The organism is Anaeromassilibacillus sp. An250 (genome assembly GCF_002159845.1).
GTDB classification, from domain to species: domain Bacteria; phylum Bacillota; class Clostridia; order Oscillospirales; family Acutalibacteraceae; genus Anaeromassilibacillus; species Anaeromassilibacillus stercoravium.
In genome coordinates this window covers 51,152-73,440 of record NZ_NFJK01000015.1, presented here as the reverse complement: position 1 = coordinate 73,440, position 22,289 = coordinate 51,152, and the positions used below count along the sequence as shown (strand labels likewise).

General features: G+C 56.8%; 17 protein-coding genes and 1 riboswitch. Of the genes, 16 read left to right on the top strand and 1 reads right to left on the bottom strand.

The genetic code is table 11. The features are described from left to right. Window positions 1-82 precede the first annotated feature (82 nt). Window positions 83-1,477 (bottom strand): UDP-N-acetylmuramoyl-L-alanine--D-glutamate ligase, encoded by a 1,395-nt coding sequence (murD, locus tag B5F54_RS12890; RefSeq protein ID WP_087234661.1) that lies wholly within the window; start codon window positions 1,475-1,477, stop codon window positions 83-85. A 172-nt stretch (window positions 1,478-1,649) separates the two neighbouring features. On the opposite strand from murD, the gene B5F54_RS12885 reads away from it, so the two are divergent. The 16 genes from B5F54_RS12885 (at window position 1,650) to B5F54_RS12815 (ending at window position 22,269) form a co-directional block, all read left to right on the top strand. Beyond that, window positions 1,650-2,927, top strand: coding sequence for a PepSY1/2 domain-containing protein (locus tag B5F54_RS12885; protein ID WP_087234660.1), 1,278 nt, complete (start codon window positions 1,650-1,652; stop codon window positions 2,925-2,927). Between the two features lie 130 nt (window positions 2,928-3,057). Then, complete coding sequence (locus tag B5F54_RS12880) at window positions 3,058-3,240, top strand: helix-turn-helix domain-containing protein (RefSeq protein WP_087234659.1); 183 nt, start codon at window positions 3,058-3,060, stop codon at window positions 3,238-3,240. Between the two features lie 92 nt (window positions 3,241-3,332). After that, window positions 3,333-3,635, top strand: coding sequence for a helix-turn-helix domain-containing protein (locus B5F54_RS12875; RefSeq protein WP_242969703.1), 303 nt, complete (start codon window positions 3,333-3,335; stop codon window positions 3,633-3,635). Window positions 3,636-3,954: 319 nt separating this feature from the next. Next, entirely contained in the window at window positions 3,955-5,190 is a 1,236-nt protein-coding gene (fabF, locus tag B5F54_RS12870) for a beta-ketoacyl-ACP synthase II (protein ID WP_087234683.1), read from the top strand. A 12-nt stretch (window positions 5,191-5,202) separates the two neighbouring features. Continuing rightward, window positions 5,203-6,846, top strand: coding sequence for a class I adenylate-forming enzyme family protein (locus B5F54_RS12865; protein WP_087234658.1), 1,644 nt, complete (start codon window positions 5,203-5,205; stop codon window positions 6,844-6,846). 206 nt (window positions 6,847-7,052) lie between these two features. Then, window positions 7,053-8,618, top strand: a complete 1,566-nt coding sequence (locus B5F54_RS12860; protein ID WP_087234657.1) for a response regulator transcription factor — start codon at window positions 7,053-7,055, stop codon at window positions 8,616-8,618. Continuing rightward, the gene (locus B5F54_RS12855) at window positions 8,603-10,399 is read left to right on the top strand and encodes a cache domain-containing sensor histidine kinase (RefSeq protein ID WP_172749735.1); all 1,797 of its coding nucleotides are present in this window, start codon (window positions 8,603-8,605) and stop codon (window positions 10,397-10,399) included. Before B5F54_RS12860 ends, B5F54_RS12855 begins: the two co-directional genes overlap by 16 nt. A gap of 189 nt (window positions 10,400-10,588) precedes the next feature. Beyond that, complete coding sequence (locus B5F54_RS12850) at window positions 10,589-11,902, top strand: ABC transporter substrate-binding protein (RefSeq protein WP_087234655.1); 1,314 nt, start codon at window positions 10,589-10,591, stop codon at window positions 11,900-11,902. Window positions 11,903-11,989: 87 nt separating this feature from the next. Further along, window positions 11,990-16,267, top strand: a complete 4,278-nt coding sequence (locus B5F54_RS12845; protein ID WP_087234654.1) for a family 43 glycosylhydrolase — start codon at window positions 11,990-11,992, stop codon at window positions 16,265-16,267. 542 nt (window positions 16,268-16,809) lie between these two features. Continuing rightward, window positions 16,810-17,001: riboswitch (cobalamin riboswitch) on the top strand. A 161-nt stretch (window positions 17,002-17,162) separates the two neighbouring features. Then, on the top strand, window positions 17,163-18,206 hold the full coding sequence (locus tag B5F54_RS12840; protein WP_087234653.1) for an ABC transporter substrate-binding protein: 1,044 nt from the start codon (window positions 17,163-17,165) through the stop codon (window positions 18,204-18,206). After that, window positions 18,190-19,338, top strand: coding sequence for a FecCD family ABC transporter permease (locus B5F54_RS12835; RefSeq protein WP_242969702.1), 1,149 nt, complete (start codon window positions 18,190-18,192; stop codon window positions 19,336-19,338). Before B5F54_RS12840 ends, B5F54_RS12835 begins: the two co-directional genes overlap by 17 nt. Then, complete coding sequence (locus B5F54_RS12830) at window positions 19,335-20,096, top strand: ABC transporter ATP-binding protein (protein WP_087234651.1); 762 nt, start codon at window positions 19,335-19,337, stop codon at window positions 20,094-20,096. Before B5F54_RS12835 ends, B5F54_RS12830 begins: the two co-directional genes overlap by 4 nt. 17 nt (window positions 20,097-20,113) lie before the next feature. Continuing rightward, window positions 20,114-20,335 (top strand): hypothetical protein, encoded by a 222-nt coding sequence (locus tag B5F54_RS17710; protein ID WP_172749734.1) that lies wholly within the window; start codon window positions 20,114-20,116, stop codon window positions 20,333-20,335. After that, window positions 20,307-21,086 (top strand): class I SAM-dependent methyltransferase, encoded by a 780-nt coding sequence (locus B5F54_RS12825; protein ID WP_087234682.1) that lies wholly within the window; start codon window positions 20,307-20,309, stop codon window positions 21,084-21,086. Before B5F54_RS17710 ends, B5F54_RS12825 begins: the two co-directional genes overlap by 29 nt. A 3-nt stretch (window positions 21,087-21,089) precedes the next feature. After that, complete coding sequence (locus tag B5F54_RS18155; protein ID WP_087234650.1) at window positions 21,090-21,563, top strand: methylated-DNA--[protein]-cysteine S-methyltransferase; 474 nt, start codon at window positions 21,090-21,092, stop codon at window positions 21,561-21,563. Further along, complete coding sequence (locus tag B5F54_RS12815) at window positions 21,550-22,269, top strand: DNA alkylation repair protein (protein ID WP_242969701.1); 720 nt, start codon at window positions 21,550-21,552, stop codon at window positions 22,267-22,269. The genes B5F54_RS18155 and B5F54_RS12815 overlap by 14 nt, the downstream gene beginning before the upstream one ends. Window positions 22,270-22,289 lie beyond the last annotated feature (20 nt).

Sequence of the window (22,289 nt, the reverse complement as noted above, 5' to 3'; positions counted from 1 at the left end):
CTTGGAGAAAGACCGCGATTTCCATCGAAAACACACAGTTTATACAATTTGTATAAATGATATTCTATATATTAGGATTGTATTATTTGAGCGCGTTGACCAAGCGCTTGAAGTGGTTTCCACGCTCGGCGAAATTGGCATACAGGTCAAAGCTCGCGCTGGCGGGGGAGAGGGACACGATGTCGCCCGCTTGCGCTTCGGCACGGCAGATCGCCACAGCCTCTTCCATGGAGCGGGCATGGAGGATCTTGGGGCTGCCCTCCTCATAGGCGGGGGCCGCTTTTACCGCGGCCTCGATCTTCGGGCCGGTTGCGCCCATCAGGACCAGCGTTTTGACCTTGCCCACGATCACTGGGCCGAGGTCGTCGTACGGAATTTTTTTATCGTATCCCCCGGCGATCAGGATGATCTTGCGGTCGTACAGGGAGAGGGTGCCGCGCGCCGTGCGGGTCGGGCTGGTGCCGATGGAATCGTTGTACCACTTCACGCCGTCCAGCTCGCGCACCAATTCGGCGCGGTGCTCCACGCCGCCGAAGTTGCGGGCCACCACGCGGATGATGTCGATGGGGACGTCGCCCCAGACCGCGCAGATGGCCGCCAGATAATTTTCTACATTGATGGCGCCGGGGATTTTGATCTCCGACGCATCCATCACATAGGTGTCGTCCTTCCCCTGCGAGAGCAGGATGCGGCCCGCCTCGTCGACCCAAGCGCCATAGGCGCAGCGCCCCCTCCGGCTGAAGGTGTAAAGCTGCCCGCGCACCTCGGGCGCAAAGCCTGCGGTGATGGAATTGTCTGCATTCAAAACGGTCCGCCCAAAGGCGTTCTGATGCAGGAAGATGTTCTTTTTGGCATCGATGTATTCCTGCATATCCTTGTGGATGTCCAGATGGTTGGGCGACAGGTTGGTCACCACCGCCACGTCCGGGCTCCTGCGCATGGAGATCAATTGGAAGCTCGAGAGCTCCACCACCGCGACATCGTCCGGCGCGACGCGCTCAATCTCCGGGAGAAGCGGCCGGCCGATGTTTCCGCCCAGATGGACCTTTTTCCCGGCCGCCTTTAAAAATTCCGAGACAATGGTGGTTGTGGTGGTCTTTCCGTCGCTGCCGGTCACCGCATAGATCTTGCAGGGGCACAGGTCGAAGAAGAGCTCCATCTCAGAGGTGACCGCCGCGCCGCGCGCACGGGCGGCGTCCAGCTCCGGCAAGGTGAATTTCATGCCGGGCGTGCGGAAGATGATGTCCTCATCCAGGTTTTGCAGGTATGTCTCCCCGAGATGCAGGGCAACGCCGCGGGCCTCCAGATCGTCCCCCGTCTTGCCGAGTGCTTCCCGTGTGCGGCGGTCCCGCGCCGACACCACGGCCCCTTTTTCCTGAAACAGCGAAATCAGCGGCAGATTGCTGCCGCCGATGCCGCAAAAGGTCACCCGTTTGCCTTTGACCGAATCAAAAAATGCTTCTACTCTGCTGTCCATCGAACCGCCCCCGTCTGATCATTTTGCACCGTTTTTATTTGGAAATCGTTCAGCAGTAGTATTATAGCGCGCAGCAAATCGTTTCGCAATCCAAATTCCGTATAATCGGGCGAACCGCTGCTAAAAATAACCACATCCCATGACCACAAAACAGGAAGGGCGGTCGAATTGTATGACAAAAAACCGGAAAGTGCTGTTTTTGTCCCTTGCGTTGGTTGCCGTGATCCTGGTGCTGGGGGGCACGACGGTGAGCGGCTACATGCAGGCGTCCAAATACAAGATGAATTTAAACTACAACTACCAGCGGGCCGTGACAGACCTGGGCGACTGCGTGGACAACATCGAAAATACATTGAATAAGAGCATCTACGCCAATACGCCCACCCAGCAGAACGGCCTTGCGGCAAAGCTGATGCGGGAGACCAGCATGGCGAAGGCGGCGCTGGGGATTCTGCCGCTGGAGAGCGGCAACCTTGCCAACGTGAATAAGTTTATCTCGCAGGTGGGCGATTTCTCCATGGCGCTGTCCTCCAAAATTTCCGCAGGGGGCAGCATCAGCGAGGAGGAATATGCCTCCATGGAAAACCTGGAGCAGTACGCAAAGAAGCTGAAAGAGGGGTTGGACGGCATCCAGCCGGACTTTGACGCCGGGCCGGTGGACGCCAGCTTCCAGCAGGCAGCGGACGATTTTACGGACTACCCCTCGTTGATCTACGACGGCCCCTTCTCCGACCACATCGGCCAGCAGGAGCCAAAGCTCCTGGCGGGGCAGAGCGAGGTGCCACAGGGCAACGCCCAGAACAACGCGGCGTCGTTCCTCGGCGTTACACAGGACAAACTGACCCACACCCAGGACAGCGCCGGCGGCCTGCCCACCTATAATTTCGACTGCGGCACCATCCGGATCTCCGTGACAAAGGCGGGCGGCGTGGTGAGCGCGATGACGGATGGCCGGGAGATCGGGGAAATCCGGCTGGATGCGGATGGGGCGCGCACCGCCGCGCAGGGCTTTTTGGAGGCAAAGGGCATCCAAAACATGAAGGAAAGCTATTATGTCATCAACGACGGCATCTGCACCATCAATTATGCCTATTCCCAGGACGGCGTGACGTGCTATCCCGATCTGGTGAAGGTGGCAGTGGCGTTGGACACCGGCGGCATTGTCGAGTATAATGCGACCGGCTATATTATGAATCACACGGACCGCGGTGAACTCACGCCAAAAATCACGCAGGAAGAGGCGCAGAAGTCCGTCAGCCCCCGGCTCAAGGTGGAGAGCGGTTCCTTGGCGCTCATCCCCACGCCGGGATTAAACGAGGTGTTGTGCTACGAATTCCAATGCACAGGGGAAAATGAGGACCGCGTGTTGGTCTATATCAACGCCTCCACCGGGATGGAGGAGCAGATTTTCATTCTGATGCAGTCGGATTCCGGGGTACTGGTGAAATAGGGGGAGAGCGTGCGGGATTGCCGCACGCTTTTTCTCATTGACGATCATGCTTATAATCACTATAATGGGATCATCGAAGCCCCTGTCACTTTAAGCCGGGGCTATTTCCTACCGCCCTTTGCGAAGCCTTATGGTGGACCGGCAGCTTTCCTATTACCACTTGGCAAACGAAGGGATTGCTCCGCAGACATTACAGGGAATCCGGCACGATCAACCCATCACTACGAAAACATTGGACCGGTTATGCCGCATGTCCGAATGTCAGCCGGGGGAATTGGTCGAGTACCTGGAAGATGGAAAAGAAGACATATGATTAATGAAGAAAGAATTTTTTCATTCTTCGCTTAGATTGTGGGAAGACGCCTTCCCTGCAAGAAAGAATCGTTGCCGATGGAGGGTGATGGGTTGGACGTTCAGCAACATATCCGCGAACTTATGGAAGAGCGGGGATGGAGTGAATATAAATTAGCGAAGATGGCAAATCTGCCACAATCCACGATCAGCAATTTGTTTAAGAGGAATAATGTTCCAACGCTATACACATTAGAAGCGATCTGCAAAGCGTTTGGAATGACCCTGGCACAATTCTTTTCCGAAGGGAAGGAGCCGATGGAATTGACGGAGGAGCAACGGGCGTTGTTTGCAAAGTGGGCGACCCTTTCAGAGAAGCAAAAACGGGTATTGTTCGAGCTGATCGATATTATGTAAATAGAACGCGTTCGGCCGCCGCCGGCGGCGCTATTGCCTTCCCCGCTTTGGGGAAGGTTTTTGTTTTCGTATGGCTTATCCAGCGATTCTTCTTTTATTTTTGATACTTTTCTGTTATAATAACGGATAATAGTATCAGAACAGCGGTTAGCCGGCAATGTCCCCCGGGGGAAAATCAGCTTTTTCTTTGCAGAGTGGGGAAGTGGCCGGCCAGCCGTTTGGCGCCGATTTCCATGCAGAGCCGCCTGCGGACCGATGGATTCCACGGTTTCCGCGGACTGCTGCAAATTTCAGGGGAAATGAGGAATGGGGAACTGGCATGAAAGAAAAAACATTGGTAATCACCGGCATGGGGGCGGTCACGCCGGTCGGCATAGGAGTAACCGCCTATTGGAATGCGCTGATCGAAGGCCGTTGCGGTGTTGGCCCGATCACGCGCTTTGATGCGTCTGATTTGCCCGTACAGATTGCAGCCGAGTTGAAGGATTTCAATCCGGCCGATCACATGCCCAAGACGCTTGCGCGCACCATGGACCCGTTCATGCAGTTTGCCTATGCTGCGGCGCAGGAGGCATTGGAGAGCAGTGGTTTTCCCATCGAAGCCGAGTCCGACCGGATTGGCATTGTGATGGGCACGGCTATGGCGGGCGTGACCACGGTGGCGCACACCCAGGAGGCGTTTGATGCAGGCCGCCGCGTCGGTCCGCGCTTTGTGCCCATGGCCATCGGCAATATTGCGGCCGCGCAGATCGCCATCGCGCGCGGCATCCACGGCCCGAGCATGACCCTCAATACGGCCTGTTCCGCGGGCGGCGACGCGATGATGGTCGCGGCCATGCTGCTCAACGCGGGCGAGGCGGACGCAGTCCTTGCGGTTGGCGGGGAGAGCATCCTCTGCCCGATCGTGGTGTCCGGCTTGTCGCAGGCCAAGGCGCTTTCGCGCTGCAACGACGATCCTCTCCATGCCTGCCGCCCGTTTGACCTCAACCGGGACGGTTTTGTCATCGGGGAAGGCGGCGGCGCGCTGCTGATTGAAACCGAAGAGCACGCCCTCGCGCGCGGCGCAACGATTCACGCGGTGCTGGCAGGCTGGGCCAACACATCGGATGCACACCATGTCACGGCGCCCTGCCCGGATGGTGCGGGTGCTGCGGCCTGCATGAAGCGCGCGCTGCAGCGCGCCGGGATGCAGCCCTCCGACATCGGATATATCAATGCGCACGGTACCTCGACGCCGCTCGGCGACAAGGCTGAAACATTGGCGGTCAAGGCCGTGTTTGGCGGGCGCGAAACGGCCCCGCCGGTCTCCGCAACCAAATCCGCAACCGGCCACTTGATGGGCGCGGGCGGCCTGACCGAGGCCATCGCCTGCATCAAAGCAATCCAGGAAGGCATTTTGCCGCCCACCCTGCATCTGGATACCCCAGACCCGGACTGCGACCTGGATTATGTACCCAATACGGCCCGCAAGGTCGAGATCACAGCCGCCATGTCCAATTCCCTGGGCTTTGGCGGACAAAATTCCAGTATCATTCTTTCCCGATACGAGAAATGAGGCGAACACAGTATGAATAACCAGTATACGTATGACGTCACCATGTTCCGCGACACGTTCGAGTCGCGGTTCACCTATCTGAACGGATTTCTGCGCAATGTATCGCGTTTTAGCACCCGCCCAGCGCTGAACGACCCGATTTCCGGCCGCCGCTGGACCTATGCGGAGCTGAACGCCGAGGCCAACCGCCTGGCGCATGCACTGCGCGCGAACGGGGTTGGTAAGAACGACGTGGTGATGTTTGCGCTGCTCAACTCCCCTGAGTTTGTATTCTGTTACCTTGCTGCACACAAAATCGGCGCGATTGCCTGCCCGGTCAACTACCGGCAAGGCGCGGGCGAGATTGCGCTGGTCATCGACGACAGCCGCCCCAAAGCATTCCTCTACGATGCGGAGTTCGGCGACCTGTCCGCTGGCGCGCTGGGGATGTGCGTGTACAAACCGGATGTCACTATTATGGTGGATTACAAGGGCGGCGCACAAGCGCCCGACGGCCATATTCTGTATCAGGACTATGTGGCGAATCAGCCGGAAACCGATCCGCCCATCGACTTTGCCCCTCATATTTACGACGAGACCACCCGCCTATATACCTCCGGGACCACCAACCGGCCCAAGGGCGTGCCGATCAACAACGTGAACGAGGTCCTTTCCGCGCACGATGTGATGATGCATTTCCCGCTCGGCCCGACGGACCGCACCATGAATATGACCCCGTGGTTCCACCGCGGCGGCATCCACTCCGGCGGCCCGTGCCCGACGCTGTATGCGGGCGGCGAAGTGGTCATTTTGCGGGACTTCAGCCCGAAACGCTGCCTGGAATATGCGGAAAAATACGAGGTTTCGTTCCTGATCGGCGTGCCGACCATCATCGCCATGCTCGCGCGTGCGCAGGAAAAGGCCCATGCAAAGCTGTCGGCCCTGCGGGGCATTGTGACCATGGGCGCCCCGTTTGAAAAGGCCGCTTGCGAAAAATATATGAAGCTCTTGACCCCCAATATTTTCAATGGCTATGGCACCACGGAGACCTTCTGGAACACCTTCCTGCGCCCGTTTGACCTGCCGGATATGGCGGGGTCTGCCGGACGCTCCTGTACGGATGACGACGTCCGGCTGGTCGCCCTGCGCGAAGACGGTTCGCATGCCGAGCCGGAGGACACCGTGCCGCGCGACGGGAAGACCCCTGGGGAGATCATCATCTCCTCCCCTGCGAAGAGCGCGTTCTGCTATTTTAACAATCCGGAGATGACTGCCCAGAAATTCTACAAGGGCTGGCTCTACACCGGCGACGTGGGGACATGGGATGAAAACGAGTTTGTCACCGTTTCCGGCCGGAAGGACGATATGATTGTGTCCGCGGGCGAAAACATCTACCCGACGCAGATTGAGGCCGTGCTGAACGAGCATCCCAAGGTGGCGGAGAGCGCCGTCATCGGGATTCCGGACAAGCTGCGCGGCGAGGTTGTGGCGGCTTATGTCGTCCCCTCGGACGAAAGCTTGACGGTGGCCGAGCTCAAGGAATATTGCATGCACAGCCCCATGTTGTCCTCGTACAAATGGCCGCGCGTGTACAACCTTGTGAAGGAATTGCCGCACACCGCAACCGGCAAACTGATGCATTATAAACTGCGCGAGCAGGCAAAACAATCTAAATAAAATCCGTGGAAAAAATCGCCGTCCGGTTTGGACGGCGATTTTTCTATGAAAAAGTGGGTGGAAAATTGCCCATTTCAGGGGATAACCGTCCTGCGGCGGCCGCTTATGCTTCTATGAATGAAAGAGGTTGCGGCGCTTGTTGGAAAAGCCCGGATACGCTATAATAAGGGTGAAAAAACCGCTGGACGGCGGGGAGGGGGAGCAGGATGTCTACCTATTGCCGCATCTTGATCGTTGAGGATGAATATCTCACCCGTCAGGGGATCAAGGGCATGATCCATTGGGAGCAGGAGGGGTTCCAGATCGTGGGGGAAGCGTCCAATGGGGAGGAAGCCTTGGCCCGGATCGAGGAATTGAAGCCGCAGATTGTGCTGACGGACGTGGTCATGCCGGTGATGGATGGGATCGCCCTGACCCAGGCCATCCAGGAGCGGTATCCGGAAACCCGCGTCATTGTGTTGAGCGGCTACAGCGACTTTGAATATGTAAAATCCATCTTCCAGCACGGCGCGGTGGACTACATCCTCAAGCCCACGCTGAACCAGCAGGAATTGCTGGCGACCCTCTGTAAGGCGGCTGGGCAGATTCCGGATTTCGTGCTCACCCGTGGGGGAGGGGATTCGTTCGAGAGCGTCATCAACCAGGCACTGTCCGGGTTCCCCGCGCCGGACGCTCTGGAAAAGTTGCGCAAGGTATTTCCTTATCCGCACTTTTTCCTGGTGGGGATGAATGTCCCCTATGTGCTGGGGAATGCGGCCAATCTCAGCCGGGAGGCCGGGATTTTGGCAGCCGGCGCGGAGGAGTTCCTGCCCGGCGTAACCGCGCGGGTGGCCACGATCGACCGCAAGTTTTTGCTGATGATCGTCAATTATGCGGCGGAGCCGTACCGCTCGTTGACGGAGCGCGTCAGAAAGCTGGTGGCCGCCGTACGCGTAAAGTCGCCGCGCGCCTTTTATGTCTACACCAGGGAGTTCAGTGGATTGGGCCTGCTCAAAGAGACCTATACCCGCCTGGCCGCGCTCTCCCGGCAGCGCTTTTATTGCCGGGACGTGTTCATCCAGGGGGAGGATGCGTTTGCCCCTGCCGCCGCAGAGCCGTTCGACGCCGCAAGATTCAACGCATTGGTCCGCGCATCCGATATGCGTCAGGCGCTGGAACAATTGGACGCCTGGCTGCGGCGGGCGGTTGACCGGCATGCCCCCGGGGAATTCGAACTCAAATCCCTGGTGCAGGATGCGCTCTATCAGATGTTGGCCTTTTGGGAGGAAAGCGGCATGGATGCGGAACGCATCGCTTCCCTCAAGCGCGACTGTTTTATCCGGATCAGCGAAGCAAAATTCGCGGAAGATCTCCTGGAAGCCTTTGGCTGCATCCGGGCCGATTTCCTCACGCTGTTTGAAGAGCGGGCGCCGCGGCAAGGGAAGCGTTCCGTCCAGGAGATCCTCGACTATGTGGAGGAACACTGCGCCGAGGCGCTGACCCTCAACGATGTCGCCAAGCGATTCAATTTTAATTATTCTTACCTGTCCTCGTATTTCAGCGCCAACAGCCGGGAGGGGTTCAGTGAATATCTGAACCGCGCCCGCATCCGCCGCGCGGAGGAACTCCTGCGCAAGGGCGATATTCCGGTGTCCGAGGTGTGCGGGATGGTCGGCTATGGGGATCACAGTTATTTCTGTAAGGTGTTCAAGAAATTCACCGGGAAAACGCCGAGCGAGTTCCGCCGCCAATGCGGCGCCGCGGTTGGAGGGAAACGATGGAAAAAATCTTAGAAAAACTGCGGTCCAATAGTTTGCTGCTGAAAATTCTATCGGTCATGCTGCTGAGCGTCATATGCGTTGCTACATTGACGCTCAGTATTTCTATCCGGGCGTCCGAGGACGTATATGTGGACACCTTTACGGAGTCCAATTCCCAGATCATCGGGCAGATTCGGGAAAATATGGGCCGGTTCAACGATGAGATTTCCGAAATCATGAGCGTGATCAAGAACAACTGGGCCTTCCGGAGCTATCTCACCAGCGAGGACCGCAGCTCCGCGACCGCGTCGTACACGCAGTACAGCATGGTGTGGAACCTCGAACACGCCCTGCCGCCGGATTATTTTGAGAAGATGAGCATTGTGCTGGTGGGCGTCAACGGCAGCAGCTATTTGAGCAGCGATGCCGGGCTGACCGTTTCAGTCGAAGAATTGCTGGACAGCGCGGTCACACAGGAGACGCGCCGCCAGCCCAACCGCATCCTTTATCAATATGTAGACGACGGCTTCACCACGCTGACCCAGGGGGACAGCGCCATCGTTGCCAGTACAGGCCTGAATTATGCCGGCGGGCAATCGAACTACGGATATGCCTATGTGGTCATCCCGCAGGAGGTCCTGCGCGATTTTTACAGCAGTTTCAGCAGCGACGCAAACAGCCTGATGCTGCTGGACAGCGAAGGGCGCATTATCTCATCCACCCAAAAGGAACTCATCGGCTTTAAAAATCTGGAGCTTTTGGAGACGGCGCAACAGGTGGAAGAAAACAGCCTGCCCTATGGGGAGATCGTCCAGTCCGGGCGCCAGATGGCCGTGGTTGCCCAGGAGATCCCCCATTGGAATTTCCATTTGGTTGGATTGATCGACCGCGAAAGCATCCTGCGCGCGGTCGGCAGCTACAAGCCCATTGAAATTATGACGTTGTTGGTGGTCCTGTGCGTGTTTGCCATCATGTTCCTCGTGGTGCGCAAAACGACGCGGCCGATCCATTCCCTGGTCGCAGAGATGAAACAGGTAACGCAGGGGGATTTTAGCCGGCACATCCCCGTGGAAGGCAACTATGAGGTGCGGGAACTTGCAACGGCGTTCAATTACATGTTGGATGGCCTCGACAGTTACATGGAGCAGATCATGACCATCGAGGACGAAAAGCGCGAGGCGGAGATCCGCGCCCTGCAAATGCAGATCAACCCGCACTTTATCTACAATACGCTCGCCTCCCTGAAATGGATGATCTGGCAGGGCAATTCCGAAAGCGCTGTGCAGGCGATCGATTCGTTTAGCCGCCTGCTGCGCGGGACCATCAGCAAACGCGAGGAACGCATCCCTGCGGCCGAGGAACTCGACAACTTAAAGGATTACGTCTTTTTGCAGCATTTGCGCTTTGGGGAGCAGATTCAGGTCCGGTTTTCGCTGGCCGAGGACTGCCGCAACTGCCTGATGCCCAAGCTGACCTTGCAGCCGTTTGTGGAGAACGCATTTTTCCATGCGTTCAGCGGGGCGGAGGAAGGGAGCATCTTTGTGTCGGTCCGCCGCCGCGGGAATGACCTGGTCAGCGAAATCATCGACAATGGCTCCGGCATGAAACAGGAGGAGGTCGGCCGCACGCTGTCCACCGGCGGGAAAGCAGACCACTTCACCGGGATTGGCATCAAAAATGTAGACGACCGGATCAAGCTCCTCTATGGCGCGCAGTACGGCGTTTCCATTTCCAGTGAACCGGGCAAGGGCACGGCAGTCACCATCACGATCCCGGCGCAGGAGAAAGAATCCAAAGATCCTACCAATTTATAAAAAAAGTACAAATGTCTATGAAAAAACATCTAAAAAAAATACCAAATGAGAGAAAGAAATTGCTAATACCTATGGATTGGTTTTTAGTAAAATAAGATACAGATGAAAAGAAACAATGCGTTTATGCAAGCCGCCCCTCTTATGGGCGCTGTCAAAAAGGGCTTGCAGAATATGACAGGAGGGGTTAGCATGCGTTGTTCCCGTTTGCTGGCCCTGGCGCTGGCTTTTTGCCTGTTGTGGGGGTTGACAGCCTGTGCAAAAACCGGTGGTGGACCGGCGGAACAGCCGGCCATGGAGGCAGAAGAACATACATTGACCATATGGGCTTGGGACGATACCTTCAATGTGAAGGCGGCGAATTTGGCAAAGGCGTATTATGCAAAGACCGATCCGGGCGTCCAGGTTGACATCGTCACCATGGCCCAGACGGACATCATCACCCGGCTCAATACCGCGTTTTCCTCCTCCAACTATGAAGGGCTGCCCAACATTGTCCTGATTGAGGATTACCGGATCCAGAATTTCCTGAAGTCGTACCCCGGGGAGTTCCGGGACCTTTCCTCCATTGTGGACCCCAATAAATTTATGGAATATAAGCTCCGTGTCATGACGGAGGAGGGTAAGATCTATGGCGTCCCGTTTGACAGCGGCGCAGCCGCCCTGTTTTACCGCACGGATTACCTCCAAGCGGCGGGATACACGCAGGAGGACATGCAGAACCTGACTTGGAACGAATACATTGAAATCGGTAAGGACGTCAAAGCGGCGACCGGCAAATATATGTTGACGTTGGACCCCAGCGACCTGGGCCAGGTGCGCATCATGATGCAGTCCGCCGGGGCATGGTATGTAAAAGAGGACGGCGAGAGCGTGGACATTGCGGAAAATGAAGTGCTCAAGGCGTCGCTTTCCACGTACCAGCGCATGGTGGATTCCGGGATTGCATTGCAGGTGTCCGGCTGGGACCCGTTTGTGAAGGCTTTCCAGGAGGGAGAGGTCGCCAGCGTCCCCTCGGGCTGTTGGGTGATGTCCAATATTGTGAAAGCGGAGGAGCAGAGCGGCAAATGGGCCGTGGCGCCGATCCCGCGGTTGGACGGCATCCCCGAATCGGTCAATGCTTCCAGCATTGGCGGCGGGAGCTGGTATGTATTGAGCAGCGTCCCGGGTGCGGACCTGGCGGTGGACTTCTTGGGGAAGACCTTTGCTTCCAACGAGCAGTTGATCGACGACCTGGTGAAGGACATCAGCTTGGTGAGCACCATGAAGTCCGCAAAGGATTTGAAATACCGAAGTGAGCCCAGTGAATTTTTTGGAGGCCAGCGGATCTATGAGGATCTTGCGGCCTGGACCGAGCAGATCCCGCCGGTCAATTATGGGCTGTATACCTATACCATGGAGGACATCATCGCCCAGAGCCTGCAATCCATTATGCAGGGGGCCGATATGGATGAGACGCTCAAAAACGCCCAGACACAGGCGCGCGCTTCCGTCCTCCACTCTTAATTTGCATACGGCCGCCGGCGAGGCGGTTTGTAGAGAAGGCTGAAAAGCCAGGACAGAAGAAAGGCAATAGGAAGGAGAAACGCAAACATGAAGAGAACCAAACGCAGGGCCCTGCCTCTGCTGCTCTGCTTGTGCATGCTGTTGCAGACTTTTGTTTCTGCGCCGGCACTGGCGGCAACCGAGAGCGGGGAACCCGGAGACCTGCTCTACTTCGTCAACTGCGCCGCAACCAATGTGGCGGACGTGGCGGAGGGGGACGCCATGGGCGAGTACCAGTCCGTGACGGACCAGCCCTATGGCGAGGACGCTGGGACGGGGAACGCCTGGGGCTATGTAGAAGACGAATACATGGTCCGCGGCGGCAATGCAGACAGCGTTGTCAAGACCGATACGTACTGGTACACCAGCGACAGCATCCAGTATGACCCGGAGACCAGCGGCTTCCGGTATAACTTTGCTGTGGAAAACGGCAGCTATGAAGTCACTGTTGGCATTAAGATCCCCGGTTGGTGGGGCGCCAGAACGGTGGACATCGATCTGGAAGGCACCCGCACTACGGATCAGGCCAGCGTGCCCGGCGGCTCGGCGACCAATGCGACGTTTGAGCGCACTTCGGAGATTATGGTCACGGACGGCGAGCTGAACGTATTTGTCCATAACTCCAAGCGTACCTCTGCGGATGGAGACCCCATCCTCAGCTACATCCTGGTCAAGCGTGGCGAAGTGTATGACAAGGCCACTTTGACGGATAAGATCGCGGAGATCGAGGGCAAGGTGGAAGCGGACCAGGCGGCCGGCGTTGTCTATGCAGAAGAGCCCCTTGGCGAGCTCTATGTGGGCGAAGAAAATAAGGAGGACAACCTCCAGGCCCTGAACGCTGTCCTGGCATCTGCGAAGGAGTTGGCGGCGCAGGACAACCCGAGCCCTGCAGACGTGAAAGAGACCTGCGAGCATCTGGACACGGTCTACTCCGACCTGCGCTCCATCGAAACCTATGATTCCTTCTCCGGCGTCAACGGCGATGTATGGAAGGACACCAACGGCAAGCCCATCCAGGCGCACGGCGGACAGGTGCAGAAATTGCCCATGCCCGATGGAACGGAAAAATGGTGGTGGGTTGGCGAGGATAAGACGACCGGAAGCCACAGCAATGGCATCAGCGCGTATTCCTCCGACGACCTGTACAACTGGACGTTCGAAGGCTATGTGATGCGTTCGGTCCCGAACCGTGAGGCGTTGGATACGGACCCGTATTTCACAGCCCTCTACGGCGACCTGACCGAAGAAGAGAAGGATTATGTCTACCTCTGCATCAACAAGGACACGGCGATTATCGAGCGCCCGAAGATGATTTATAACGAGGCAACCGAAAAGTACATCATCTGGTTCCATGCGGACGGCCCCACCGAGGAGTCCACTTCCAGCTACGCGGCAGCAGCAGCGGGCATGGCGATCAGCGATACGCCGAACGGCCCGTTCACCTTTATCCGCCGCTCCCGTTTGCACCAGCTTCCGGAAGAGGAGTATCTGGAGGACAACGGCGTGCTCGACTGGTATGAAGAGCCGCAGAACCGCGGTTTTGCCCGCGACATGAACCTGTTTATCGACGACGACGGGACGGCGTATATCATCTATTCCAGCGAAGAGAACCGCACGATGTTTATCTCCCGCTTGAACGACGAGTACACGGACCTCGACGTGCCGCAGGAGCCGGTCGGCCTGGCAAAGAACGGCGTGGACTTCGTCCGCCTGTTCCCGGGCGGGCAGCGCGAAGCGCCGGCCCTGTTCAAGTATGACGGCACCTATTACATGATTACCTCCGGCGCAACCGGCTGGAGCCCGAACCCGGCCCGCTATTGGAAGGCCGACGAAATTCTCGGCGAGTGGACCGACATGGGCGATCCTTGCATCGGCGATACCGATGGGAAGACCTTCTGGTCCCAGAGCACCAATGTGATCCCGGTGGACCCGGAGAACGGCAAGTTCATCTACATGGGCGACCGCTGGGGTTATGGAAAAGAACAGGATTTCAGCGCGGAAGCGCTTGCAGATTCCCGTTATATCTGGCTGCCGGTGCAGATCGACGCCAGAGGGAATATCAGCCTCCAGGAATACAACGATTGGGATCTCAGCGTATTTGATTCCATCAACAACATCAAGCTGAACAGCGAGATGGATGATATCTATTATGGCACCGAGAACCTGCCGGAGCAGGTAAACGTCAGCATCCGTGAGGATGAGGGGTGGGTGACCAAGGACGTCAATGTCTCCTGGGATTTCAGCTCGCTGATTCCGGGCGCAGAAAATACGGTAACCGGCACGCTGGAAGACGCCAATGGCCTTACGATAACGGCCAATGTCGTTGACATCCCGGAGAACCTGCTTTACTTTATCGACAGCGGCGCTACGAATGGCTCCGAGCTGTACGATGTCATCAAAGAGATGGCCCCGAACCTGGTCAATACCGAGGCGTATGACCAAGCCTATACCGAGGGTAGCTGGGGCTATACCGGCACCGATGACGACATCGCACCCAAGAATCCGGAAAGCCAGGACGCTTATACCAGCGGTTTCTGGGCAAAGGGCGGCAAGAATATCGATTACAAGCTGCCGTTAAAGGCCGGCGAGTATCAGGTTTCCCTTGGTTTCCAGGAGTGGTGGAGTACATCCCGCCCGATGAAGGTCGTTGTTTCTTATGAAGGCGCGGACGGGCAGACGGTTGAGACTACGATTGGCACATTCACCAATTCCGGCGAACAGGCTTATCTGTTCCAGTTTACGGTAGAAAACGACGCGGATGTCACCATCAGCGTTCAGAGACAGAATTCCAACAACCCCGACCCGGTCCTGAGCTGGATTGCCCTGACCGGCGAAGTGGAGGAAGAGCCGAGCGAGCACATGCTGACGGTCACCTTCCCGAACACCGTCGAACTGAGCATCGATGGCGAAAGCCAGACGATTGCCAACCTGATCGGCGCATATAAAGATGTCGTAATGGCGGGAGATGCGCTCGAGCTGACCTTTACGCCGCGCGTAGAAGGCCGCGAGATCGCAGGCGTCACCGTGAATGGCGAAGCCATTGCGGAAGACAGCTTTGACGTTGCCGAGTATGTGTACAGCGCAGCCATGCCGAACGCGGACACCACGATCGAGCTTGGCTTCACAGTGGTAGACAAGCAGAACCTGCGCGCTGCCATTGAGATTGCAGAAGGCAGAGCGGACGAAGCAGCGGAAGCCGTACCGTCCGTGCAGGAGAAGTACGAAGCGGCATTGCAGGCAGCGAAGGACGTCGAAGCAAAGAAGACCGCAACGCAGGACGAGATCAACACCGCATGGAGCGACTTGATCGACGCGTTGCACTACCTGAGCTTTGTCGCAGGCGACAAGAGCCAGCTGGAGATCCCGATGGAAATCGCAGATTCCATCAACCGCGACCTGTTTACGCCGGACAGCCTGGATGCGCTGGACGAAGCGTATGCGGCGGCGGAAGACCTGCTGGGCGATGAAGAAGTCCTGGAAGCGGACATCACCGCAGCGGTGGATGCGCTGTATGACGCCATTTATGGCTTGGTCTACCGCGCAGACATCACCGAGCTGGAAGCGCTGGTCCTCAAGGGCGACAGCATTGTCGAAAATGCAGATCAGTACATCCAGAACGACGCATGGACAAGCTTTGAGACCATCCTGGCCGAAGCAAAGACCGTGCTGGAAGATGCAAACGCAACGCAGGATGCGGTGGATACCGCAGTGAAAGACCTTACGGCAGCGATTTCCGCCCTGCGCCTGATCCCGGATAAGGATGCGCTGGAAGCATTGATCGGGGAAGCTGAAGCGATCAACACCAATAAGTACACGGCGAAGAGCGTGGCAACGATGAAGGCCGCATTGAGCACGGCAAAGGCAGTTTTGAACGACGATCAGGCGACCGAAGAAGAGGTTGCCGATGCAGTCGAAGCATTGGAAAGCAGCATCGACGGCTTGGTCGAAAAGAGTACCTCCACGGACTCGAAGAACAGCGGCAGCACATCTGCAAACGTCGGCAACGCATACGGCGCAGCGGGCGTGGTATCCGCAAGCCAGAGCGTGGCAGCGAATGCCTATGTGGTTTCCGACACGACGGTCAACTTCACCTTGAAGAGAGGCAGCGCGTACTGCTTCAAGATGACGGTCGTCAACGGCAACGCCATGACGCCGGGCTTCACGGTCGGCAACGGCGATGTGCTCAAGACGCAGTTTGTGGCGAAGGTTGGCAACGACTATTATTACAGAGTCTATGCAACCGGCACGCCGGGCCAGAGCACGGGCGTTTACACCACCCTGCCGGGCCAGAACGCTGTTAAGCATTGTGCCGTGACGATTGGCTAAGTGTTTCTTTAGGGCTTCCAATATGGAGCAGAAAGCAAACTCTTTGCGGTTTGCTTCCGTAGGGAACGCCGTAGGCGCGGAAGGCACTGTGTGCCCGCCGTAGGCGCGAAAAGACGCTGTGCGTCCATTGCACGGTGACGATTGCGTAATCGTGGACGAGACATCGAAAGAAAAGGGAAGTTTTTTTCCTGATAAACAGCAAGTCCCTCACCCTGGGAATTCCCAGGGTGAGGGACTTGCTATGTTTTATCCTTCTATTTCTCACATGTGGTGGGACTGTAATTTTTGCCTGTATGAAAATTTTCGCTTGCCTCTGTAGGGCCTTCCCATATGGAGCGGAAAGCAAACTCCTTACAGCTTGCTTTCGTAGGGAACGCCGTAGGCGCGAAAAGACGCCATGCGTCCGCCGTAGGCGCGAAAAGACGCCATGCGTCCGCCGTAGGCGCGAGAGACGCTGTGCGTCCGCGAAAGACGCTGCGCGTCTGCAGTTCATGGAGATCGTTGACATTTCCCATACCGTGTTTTATACTGAAAACGACAAAAGAATCAAATGGGTCCATGGTTCAAACCACACGAGGGTTTGATGAAAAGGGAAACAAGTGCGAATCTTGTACAATCCCGTTGCTGTGATTGCGGAGCCACTTCCAAGATGCCATTGATAGAATTCCTGTTGAGAAGGCGGAAGATGGTGTGGATGCATCAGTCAGAAGACCTGCCATGGACTCGGTGGCCATTCTGCGGACGACGGAGCCGGTTGCCAGAAAACGCCCAAGGGGGACGTATACCCTTTTGACGGTCTGGAAGCCCCGCCCGCAACACTCGTTGCGGGCGTTTTTGTTGTCTTTTGTCACGGAAGAACGAAGTGATTTCAGATCGAAAAAGGAGTGGAAAAATCATGAAAAAGAGAATCCTTGCATCCCTGTTGGCGCTTTCTATGCTGCTTAGCGTTACAGCCTGTAGCAGCGGCCCGCAGACGTCCTCCCAATTGGAGAGCGTGTCCTCCAGTGAACCGGCCGGTTTGGACGCCTCCTCACAGGAGGCATCCCAAGACGAGTCCGATTATTATCCCGTGACCGTAGAGGTGTATAACAACGCGCAGGAACTGGTGCCCTATACCTTTGAGAAATGCCCGGAAAAGACGTTGGTCTATGGGAGGAACAATGTGGAAATTCTTCTGGCGCTCGGCCTTGGTGATAAAATTGAAATGGTGGCGGATTGTAGCAGCGTACTGCCGGAGTATGCAGAGGAATTTGCCAAGCTGGATCTTCTAAAAAATCACCAGGACGTCGGCTATTTTGTCAAGGAATACGCTTTGAGTTTGGAGCCCGACATGGTCATCGGGTGGTATTCCTTGTTCAATATGGAGGATCGCATGGGGGACGTCGATTTTTGGCATGACCGTGGAATCGGAACCTATACGACCATTAATAGCGTGCTGCGTGGGGACGAATCCTTGGAGAATGAGTATCAGGATATCCGGAATCTTGCAAAAATTTATAACCGCCAGGAGAAGGCGGAAGAAATCATCGCCGATATCCAGCAATATGTCGACCAGGGAAAGCAGGCCGCGGAGGGAAAAGAGCCCCAACGCATCTTGATCGCAGAAAAATGGGAGGGCGAATACGACATCTATCATGCTAAGACAGCTGCGGGCGATATTGCGGCGCAGATGGGCGCCGAACCGCTTGGCCAGGCGGGATGGACCGATGAGGAGATCGTGGATGCCAACCCGGAAGCGATTTTCGCCGTACATGTGAGCTCTGTTTCGGACGAAGAGGCAATTGCCCTGTATACGGAAAATCCTGCATTGGCCAGCGTGGACGCGGTCAAAAACGGCCGTATCTATCCGGTGGAATACAGTCTGGCGTATGCGCCCGGGGTCCGCACCAAAGATACGGTAAAACTATTCCTCAAGAGCCTCTATGGGATTGAGGCATAAGATGCAGCGGGGGGATAAACCCGTTCTTGGGAAACGCCCAAGCACGGATAAAACCCTGTCCCAGCGCCTTACAACCGGCGTGTTTCACGGAATACCGGCATATCTCTGCGCAGTCGTCCTTTTGCTGGTAGTTCTGGTGGGGTCCGTGCTTTTTGCTGTGACCGTCGGGTCCGCGGACCTGACGGTGCGCCAGGTGTATGAAGTCATCCTGTTTGAATGGTTCCACATCGGGGACCCCGCAACGCTGGCGCAAGGGGCCGCCCACGACATCGTCTGGTATATCCGGTTGCCCCGGATCGTGCTGGGGGTGGCGGTCGGCATGGGATTGGCGACCGTGGGTGTTGTGATGCAGGCCGTCGTGCAAAACCCGCTGGCGGACCCGTATATCCTGGGGATTTCTTCCGGCGCATCCTTGGGCGCAACGGCGGCAATCCTGCTGGGGATCGGCGCCTTTGGCTCGAATAGCGTCGGCGTCTGCGCCTTTTTGGGCGCGTTGGGCGTATCCTTTGCCGTCATCGGGCTTTCCCACCTTGGAGGCCGTGCAACGCCGGTCAAATTGGTCCTGGCGGGCGTGGCGCTCAGTTCGGTTTGTTCTGCCATTTCCAATTTTATCGTCTATGTGGCGGACGATCCCGGCCGCTTTATGACGGTCACCTTCTGGCTGATGGGCAGCTTGGCGGGGGCGGAATGGGAGAGCAACGGCGTGATTTTTTTGGTTGTGCTTCTGGCGATCGCCTTTTTCTTGACGCAGAGCCGCACGCTCAATCTCATGCTGCTGGGGGACGATACGGCTATCACGCTGGGGACCAATTTGCGCCGTTACCGGCAAGTGTATCTGGTGATGGCCTCGCTGGTGGTCGGCTTCGTTGTCTATGCATCGGGCGTCATCGGATTTGTAGGGTTGATGATCCCTCATGTAATCCGCGTGCTGTTCGGCGTGGATCATCGGAAGCTGTTGCCCCTGTCCGCTCTGGCGGGCGGCATCTTCCTGGTTTGGGCCGATGTGGTGGCCCGGACGATCCTTCCAAATGCGGAGTTGCCGATTGGAATCCTGATTTCGATTGTGGGGGCGCCGGCGTTTGTCCTGCTGCTTGTCAAAAAGACTTATCAGTTTGGAGGGAGGCCGTCATGAGGATTGATGCAGAGGGCCTTTCGTTCTCCTGGGGAAGCACGCAAATTTTAAAGGACATCTCCCTGCGCGCGGAGGACGGTTGTTTTGTCGGGCTGATTGGGCCGAACGGCAGTGGGAAGAGCACCTTTTTGAAATGTATCTATCGCGTATTGCAGCCCAAGATGGGCTGCATCCGGCTGGACGGGGAACCGCTTTCCCATATGAGCCATAAAGAGGCTGCAAAACGCTTGGGCGTGGTTGCACAGCACAATGCCTATGATTTTGATTTTCTGGTAAAGGATATGGTGCTGATGGGGCGCGCGCCGCATAAGCGCGCGATGGACCGCGATACAGCGGAGGACTATGCGATCATGCGCGAAGCCCTGAAGCAGGTGGGCATGGAGGTGCTGGAAAACCGCCCGTTTTCCAGCCTGTCCGGTGGGGAACAACAGCGTGTGATTTTGGCGCGCGCACTGGCGCAGCGCACAGAGGCTTTGATTCTCGACGAGCCCACCAACCATTTGGACATCAAATACCAGCTGCAATTGCTCAACATCGTCAAGTCCATGCATAAGACGGTCCTATCCGCTTTTCACGACTTAAACCTGGCGGCCATGTACAGCGACGTCATCTATGTGGTCAAGGATGGTCAAATTTATAGCAGAGGAACGCCGCGCGAGGTGCTTACAGAGCGGATGATCGAAGAGGTATACGGCGTACGCGCCAAGGTCCGCACCGATGAAGATGGGCAGCTTTTGATTATCTATCAGGCAAAATAAAAAGGGAAGGGCCTGCCTTGGAGGAAAATCTCCAAGGCAGGCCCTTTGGCGTGCATTTTTTCGGGGCAATTGAGGGCCGGATAAAATTTGTTTGGTTCGCGGGCTGGAAAGGAATGCATGAAAATTCCGCAAAAGGATTTGCAGAGATTGGGATACGGCTTTATAATAGAAATAGCAATGATGAAACCAGCCAAGAAAGAGGGGAAACCGATGAATCGAGAACAGTACACAAAATATAACGCGGAACAGTGGGATCAGTGGGTTGAGGACGGGATCGAATGGGGAATCCCGATCTCCCACGAGGACTATTTGGCGGCAAAAAACGGGACATGGGACGTATATCTCACGCCGATGCGCCCGGTGCCGCACAGCTGGTTTCCAGCGCTCAAGGGGGCGCAGCTTTTGGGGTTGGCCAGCGGCGGCGCACAGCAGATGCCGGTTTTTGCCGCTTTGGGCGCAAATTGTACGGTGTTTGACTATTCCAAAAAGCAACTGGAAAGCGAGCGGATGGTGGCGGAACGCGAGGGCTATTCCATCCAGATTGTGCGCGGCGATATGACCAAGCCCTTGCCCTTCCCGGACGGCCAGTTTGACGTGATTTTCCATCCGGTCTCCAATTGCTACATCGAGGATGTATACCAGGTATGGCGGGAATGTTACCGCATTCTCAAGCCGGGCGGCGTCCTTCTGGCGGGGATGGACAATGGGATTCCCTACTTGTTCAACGACGATCAAACGCTTGTGGTGGAAAATGCGCTTCCGTTTAACCCGTTAAAAAACCCGGAGCAATGTGAAAAGCTGATGCGGGACGGGGACGGCATGCAATTCAGCCATTCGCTGGAAGAGCAGATCGGCGGTCAGTTAAAAGCGGGGCTTCGGCTGACCGACCTCTTTGACGACCGCGACCGGCCCGGCCAGGGACGCCTGCGGGACTTCACGCCCACCTATATCGCAACCCGCGCGATAAAACCGGAAAAGGAAGGATTTTAAAACGTGGACGGTCTGTTTCTATACGACACTGAAATCGGTCGCATCGCGATTGGAGAAAATGGGGGCGCGATTGCCCTTCTGTGGCTTCCCGGCGAAGAGGTGCCGGGAACGGTTGTGCAACACGAAACGGAACTGCTTCGCAAAGCGGCGGAGCAGCTCCGGGAATACCTGCGCGGGGAACGGAAGATGTTCGATTTGCCATTGGCGCCGGAAGGTACGGCGTTTCAGAAAGCGGTCTGGAGCGCTTTGCAGGAAATCCCCTATGGGCAGACGCGGTCCTATGGGGAAATCGCCGCCCGGATCGGCCGCCCCAAGGCGTGCCGCGCAGTCGGTATGGCGAACCACTGCAATCCCATCCCGATTTTTATCCCCTGCCACCGCGTGGTGGGGGCGGACGGCAGCTTGACAGGCTATGCGGGCGGATTGGAGTGTAAAAGAACCCTTTTGGATTTGGAGAGACGGTATGGGGCGCGCTGATGCATCTTTGAATATGGAATGGGACTGGGAGGCTGTCCGGAAGGAATTGCAGGCGATGGCAGAACCGGACTATCGGGCGTTTGCTTCCGGCCTGATCCCAGGGGGAACGCCCATGCTGGGCGTGCGGCTGCCTGCGCTGCGTGGGTTGGCAAAGCGGATTGCGCGCGGGGACTGGCGCGCCTTTTTCCGCGCGGAAAAAGGGAAGTGCTTTGAAGAGACGCTCCTGCGCGGAATGGTGATCGGCTATGCAAAGGCTGGCGTGGATGAGCTGCTCGCTTATACGGCGTCATTCGTCCCGGAGATTGGCGACTGGTCCACCTGCGACAGCTTCTGCAATACCCTGAAGTTTGTTCGCAAAGATCCGGAACGGGTGTGGGCGTTTTTGCGGCCCTATTTTTCCTCCGAACGGGAATTTGACGTGCGCTTCGGCGTCGTGATGCTCCTGGATCACTTCATCCAAGAGGCGTTCATCGACCGTGTCCTGGAGACCCTGGACAATGTCCGGCATACGGGGTATTATGCGCAGATGGCAGTCGCCTGGGCGCTTGCGGAATGCTATGCGCGCTTTCCGGAGCGGACCATGGCCTATCTGCCCAATAGCCGGCTGGATACGTTCCCTTTCAACAAGGCGTTGCAAAAGATGACCGAATCCCGGCGAATCTGCAGGGAGGAAAAGGAACGGCTGCGCGCCATGAAGCGCCGGTAGCGGTGTCCTTTTTCCATTTG

Coding starts and splice junctions, on each gene's coding strand:
- murD (WP_087234661.1), bottom strand. CDS start 1,477: ATGGACAGCAGAGTAGAAGCATTTTTTGATTCGGTCAAAGGCAAACGG.
- B5F54_RS12885 (WP_087234660.1), top strand. CDS start 1,650: ATGACAAAAAACCGGAAAGTGCTGTTTTTGTCCCTTGCGTTGGTTGCC.
- B5F54_RS12880 (WP_087234659.1), top strand. CDS start 3,058: ATGGTGGACCGGCAGCTTTCCTATTACCACTTGGCAAACGAAGGGATT.
- fabF (WP_087234683.1), top strand. CDS start 3,955: ATGAAAGAAAAAACATTGGTAATCACCGGCATGGGGGCGGTCACGCCG.
- B5F54_RS12865 (WP_087234658.1), top strand. CDS start 5,203: ATGAATAACCAGTATACGTATGACGTCACCATGTTCCGCGACACGTTC.
- B5F54_RS12860 (WP_087234657.1), top strand. CDS start 7,053: ATGTCTACCTATTGCCGCATCTTGATCGTTGAGGATGAATATCTCACC.
- B5F54_RS12855 (WP_172749735.1), top strand. CDS start 8,603: ATGGAAAAAATCTTAGAAAAACTGCGGTCCAATAGTTTGCTGCTGAAA.
- B5F54_RS12850 (WP_087234655.1), top strand. CDS start 10,589: ATGCGTTGTTCCCGTTTGCTGGCCCTGGCGCTGGCTTTTTGCCTGTTG.
- B5F54_RS12845 (WP_087234654.1), top strand. CDS start 11,990: ATGAAGAGAACCAAACGCAGGGCCCTGCCTCTGCTGCTCTGCTTGTGC.
- B5F54_RS12840 (WP_087234653.1), top strand. CDS start 17,163: ATGAAAAAGAGAATCCTTGCATCCCTGTTGGCGCTTTCTATGCTGCTT.
- B5F54_RS12835 (WP_242969702.1), top strand. CDS start 18,190: ATGGGATTGAGGCATAAGATGCAGCGGGGGGATAAACCCGTTCTTGGG.
- B5F54_RS12830 (WP_087234651.1), top strand. CDS start 19,335: ATGAGGATTGATGCAGAGGGCCTTTCGTTCTCCTGGGGAAGCACGCAA.
- B5F54_RS12825 (WP_087234682.1), top strand. CDS start 20,307: ATGAATCGAGAACAGTACACAAAATATAACGCGGAACAGTGGGATCAG.
- B5F54_RS12815 (WP_242969701.1), top strand. CDS start 21,550: ATGGGGCGCGCTGATGCATCTTTGAATATGGAATGGGACTGGGAGGCT.